The organism is Novosphingobium sp. AP12 (genome assembly GCF_000281975.1).
In the GTDB taxonomy this organism is placed as follows: domain Bacteria; phylum Pseudomonadota; class Alphaproteobacteria; order Sphingomonadales; family Sphingomonadaceae; genus Novosphingobium.
In genome coordinates, this window is record NZ_AKKE01000091.1 from 1 (window position 1) to 3,884 (window position 3,884).

Below are 3,884 nucleotides of genomic sequence, written 5' to 3' on the forward strand. Positions count from 1 at the left end.
TTCCCCAGCGGCTCGCCCTGCCAGTCGCGAAGGCCGCGCGCCTCTATGACGATGACCTTGTCGCGGTTCTCGCGGCGGACGTCCCGGACGACCAGCAGCAGGCCCGTCAGCACGATGACCGTGGCGACAATGAAGACGCCCCAGCTTAGCGCGGCGGCGCCACCAGAGGTGTCCCATGAGAAGACGACCGGGCCGTCCTTGGTGGGGACCCTGACTCCGATGGTCAGGCTGACGAGGACCAGTGCATACAGCGGGACACCCACCTTGATCAGGGAGGCGCCGACGGACCGCCGCCTGAACACCCAGTCGATGAGCGAGCGCAGGAAATGGTTGAGCATGGTCATCCCTCCAAGATCTCGACGACGGACGGCTGATGGCCGCGGTGGAACAGGGTGCACGAGCTGGCGATCCACCGCCACCAGTCGAGCCTCACGATGAGCAGCACCGCGAAGTCGATGCCGCGCTCGCCGTGGACCAGGTCGACCATCGACGCCGCGTCCTGGACGCTGGGCGTGACGGGGAATCGCGGGTGGGAGTGCCACTCGCCGAGGTAGTTGAAGCGTTCGTATTCGTTCTCCGTTCGGCGGAAAAACGCGTCGAGCGCGTCGGCGTGCGCTTCAGGGCTCCGCACGAAGTGCGCGCGGCCCCCGGTTTCGTTGTCGACAGACATGTCTACGACGCGGAAGTGGCCCGGTTCGATCTGCTCGCCCATAAGCACCCCGCCGATCTCGCGCCGACCGGCGGCGCGGAGCGAGCGCCTGAGCGTGACCTTGACGTCCGGCGTGATCTCAATCCTCATCATTCTTCTTCGTGGTCAGGTTTGCCAGAAGCTCCTTGAGTGCCGCGATGTCGGCTGTCCCCGGCTCCACACCCCAGGCATCACTTGCGCCGAGGTCGATCGGACGGACGTCGAACGGGGCGGTGAACAGCCATCGGTCACTGAGCCCGATCACGTAGGCGGAGTAGGGGAAGGTCGTCGCCTCGGGCCGGGCGAGCACGTCGATCGCGAAGCGCGACAGGTGCGAAGCGATGACGGCGACGTCGGCGTCGTCGGCAATCAGCGGGACGCCTTCGGTGCCGGTGTCCTCGTATGGCTTCGCCGATCCGTCGTCGGGCCAGTCGACGCCCTGCTCGCCATACCAGGCCTCGATCCTCTGCCGCGCCGTCAGCGGTGTCGGGTCAAGATCGGGCCGTAGCCGCACGACGATGCCGCCGGCGCCGCCGCCGAACACCTGCGCCCAGCACATCGGCTTCTCAGCGCGGCGAGCGATCGCGGAGCACAGGTTGAACACGCCGGGATCGGCGGTCGCGTCGACGATAAGGTCGCATGTCTCGATCGCCGCCATCGTCGCGGCGGCCATCGCGCCGCTCTCCTGTCCGCCAAGCGGGTTTGTGCGGGCGGTGAAGGTGCAGTCGGCATTGACCTCCATCAGCCGCGCTCCGAGCGCCGGTGCCTTGTGGACCCCGACCGAGCGCCAGTCGAGTTCGTTACGAACGAGGTTGCCCGCCGACAGCACGTCGCCATCGACGAGCACGAAGCTGCCCACTCCCGACCGGGCGAGTTGCACGGCCACCTTCGAACCCACCGAGCCGCAGCCGACAATCGCGACCTTGGACGTCTTGAGCCGCTCGTATTCGGGGTCGAGCCTGACGCCGTCCGCTTCGGCGAATACCGCGTCGTAGCTGATCAGCTTCCGTGCGCCCGGGTCGCCGAACACCATCGGGACGTGAATGCGCTGTCCGTTGAATAGCACGACGCCGACCAGGTCTGAGCCGTCCTTGAGTTCCGTCGCGAGGCCCGAGTGGCCATGCGCCCAAAGCAGCGCCTTGAGCTCGTCGAAATCCTTTAAAGCGCGGCCGCCGCCCGCCGGCACGCGCACCACGACCGCCGGAAAGGACCGCACGTCCCCGCCGCGCTTCTTCGTCTCCGACCACAGGGGTGCGTCCGCCGTACCGATCCGGGACAGCTGCGCCACGTAGGTGCCAGCGACGTCCTGCTCCTGCATCTGCCCCTCGGCGACCTGGCCTTCGGCCAGCGACCCGAGCCCGGTTAGCGTGTCCCGGTAGAACAGGAAGCGGAACGCCGAGTAACGCATCCTCTGCGCCCGCGTCGTCCGGTGGTCGGCAGGGGCTGGCCGCCCGGTCTCGTCCTCTGACGACAGCAGGCGGTGCGCGCTCTCGATCATCATCGCGCCGGTGACGTCGGGCATCCAGTTGTCCGGCCGATGCTCCAGGCAGAGTTCCCCCGACGGGCCGTACTGGTGACCGGACAGCAGCTCGCGGTTTCGCGTAAGGATGGAAGGTGCCGCGTCCGGGAAGAAGTCGGGGTAGACGAGCGTCAGCGGTATCGTGCGCTCGCCGACCTCGAGGTCGAAGTCGAACGCCAGCTGGGTGCCGGCGAGACGCATCTCGACGTTGGCGAGCCAGGGACTATTCTCCGCGAGATCGCCGATCGCGTTCCGCTCGGACTGGGCGCGGCCGGGCTGCTCGGCCCACCAGATCAAGCGAAGCCCTTGGGGGAGGTCGGCTCGCGGCGGGTGTTCGGGAAGGCGGGGGCGCTCGCCGCGCCCGTCCCGATGATCGCGGCCGAGGCGGCCGGGCGGAGCATGCTGCCCGAGGGTGGGTCCATGCGGGCGGCCGCCTTCTCGGCGATAGCACCCATCCGCGGCACGACGCTCTCGACGAGGCGGCGACGCTCCACTTGCTGCGCCAGCTGCCCGAAGTCGTGCCGCGCCTGCGCGAGCCACTCAAAGAACGCATCCTGCCGCTCGGGATGCGTCGGCCACTTGTCGGCGAAGTTCTCGAGCGGATCGGATGGGTTCCGGATAATGAGGGTCCGTCCGTCGCGCTCGATGAAGCGGTCCATGTTCGCCAGGATCGCGTACAGCGCGTCGGAGATCTTATCCTCGCCGTTGTAGGCGTGCGCGGCCAGCGTCGTAATGATCACTGAGATCGGCCGCTCGTCGTATCGGTCGACGAACATGCCGTCGCGGTGACGCTTCAGGATCATGATCGCAGACTGGAGCGGAGTCCGCACGCGGTATTCCGGGATGTCCTCGACGCTGGCACGCACCGATTCCGCGATCGCACGCCGCTTCCGCTCGAAGATCGGCCCCATGCGCAGCTGGAACCACTTCGCGTATCCCTTGGGATTGGACCGCTGCCAGTCGTCGGAGATGTGCTCGTAGGTCGGCGACCGCACGTCGGTGATGACGATGGCCGTCTCCGACCAGCGGGTGTCGAGGCCGCGGGCCTCTAGCAGCAGCTTCTGGCGCGAGTTGTTCGGGACCGCCGGCACGATGTCCATGTGGAACTGCGCACCGTCGGAGTAGGATAGCACCCAGCAGCGCTTACCCTCGGTCACGGGCTTCACCATGCTCTGCGCGACGCGGTACGCCTTAATCTCGTCGCCGACGAGCTTCTTCAGAGCCTTCTGGCTGAGGTCGCCCGTGCCGAGCAGGCGCAGCTCGCACACCGAGTCGACATCGTATTCCTCCTCGTCGTTCAGCGGCCGGATCGCCGTGCCGAGACGGAAGGACCCCTGCACGTAGATCTGCGGGTCGTAGCGCAGGACGGTCGATTCCGGGCGATGCAGCCAAGCCCCGAGCGAAGCGTAGCTCCGGCAGGCTTGGTCGTAGCGCGTCTCGCTGATCGCGAGCGCGTCGGCTAGTGCAGCAAGGTACTCGTCTGCGCTCTTGGTAGTCATAGTAAACCCCTCCATTCTGTATTTGTTCTCGACGGCGAGGTTTTTCAATGGATCGGACGTCATCAATCTTCATCAATGTTGAGCTACCTGTGGAAACGCGTGCAGCGTGCTTGCGCAACAGCAACTCAAGCCCGGTGATTTCCGACGATCATTCGCCTAGCCCGGGTTATTCACGAGC

4 protein-coding genes are annotated in these 3,884 nt (G+C 66.6%); all 4 read right to left on the reverse strand.

Going from position 1 to position 3,884, the window contains the following annotated elements; genetic code table 11:
- The coding region (locus PMI02_RS14290) for a hypothetical protein (protein ID WP_007683945.1) at nt 1-338 on the reverse strand (338 nt) is incomplete at its 3' end.
- Nucleotides 339-340: 2 nt separating this feature from the next.
- Nucleotides 341-799: a Mov34/MPN/PAD-1 family protein gene (locus PMI02_RS14295; RefSeq protein ID WP_007683947.1), complete on the reverse strand. Its 459-nt coding sequence runs from the start codon at nt 797-799 to the stop codon at nt 341-343.
- Complete coding sequence (locus tag PMI02_RS14300) at nt 789-2,504, reverse strand: ThiF family adenylyltransferase (protein ID WP_007683949.1); 1,716 nt, start codon at nt 2,502-2,504, stop codon at nt 789-791. Before PMI02_RS14300 ends, PMI02_RS14295 begins: the two co-directional genes overlap by 11 nt.
- A complete protein-coding gene (locus tag PMI02_RS14305) occupies nt 2,501-3,706 on the reverse strand; it encodes a nucleotidyltransferase (protein WP_007683951.1) in 1,206 nt (401 codons plus the stop codon). The genes PMI02_RS14300 and PMI02_RS14305 overlap by 4 nt, the downstream gene beginning before the upstream one ends.
- Nucleotides 3,707-3,884: the final 178 nt, after the last annotated feature.